This window comes from Corallococcus praedator, from assembly GCF_003612125.1.
Classification (GTDB): domain Bacteria; phylum Myxococcota; class Myxococcia; order Myxococcales; family Myxococcaceae; genus Corallococcus; species Corallococcus praedator.
Window position 1 is genome coordinate 1 of sequence record NZ_RAWI01001126.1, and the last position, 429, is coordinate 429.

Here is a 429-nt window from a genome sequence, read left to right on the forward strand (position 1 = left end):
GTGCTGGTGCGGCCGAACCAGGCCGTCGAGGCGGGCACGCCGCTGTTCACGCTCGACGAGACCACCTTGCGCAGCCGCGCCGAAGTGCTGGGCAAGGAGGTCGCCGTGGCCGACGCCGAGTTGCTCGCGGCCAGCCAGCGCGCCTTCGACAACCCGCAGAGCAAGAGCGAGCTGACGGTGCTCAACGGCAAGGCGCAGCAGCGCCGGTCGGAATGGGCGGCGGTGACCGCGCAACTGGCGCGCACTAACGTGCTGTCCCCGCGCGCGGGCGTCGCGGTGTTCAGCGACCCGAACGACTGGATCGGCAAGCCGGTGGTGACCGGCGAGCGCATCCTGCAGGTGGCCGACCCGGCGCAACCGGCGATGCTGGTGCAGTTGCCGGTGGCCGACGCCATCGCGCTGGAGGTGGGCGCACCGGTCACGCTGTAC

General features: G+C 72.0%; 1 protein-coding gene. It reads left to right on the plus strand.

Annotated elements, in window-relative coordinates; genetic code table 11:
• Window positions 1-429 (plus strand): efflux RND transporter periplasmic adaptor subunit (locus tag D7Y13_RS43355; protein ID WP_244222492.1); only part of this gene is annotated, 429 nt, incomplete at both ends.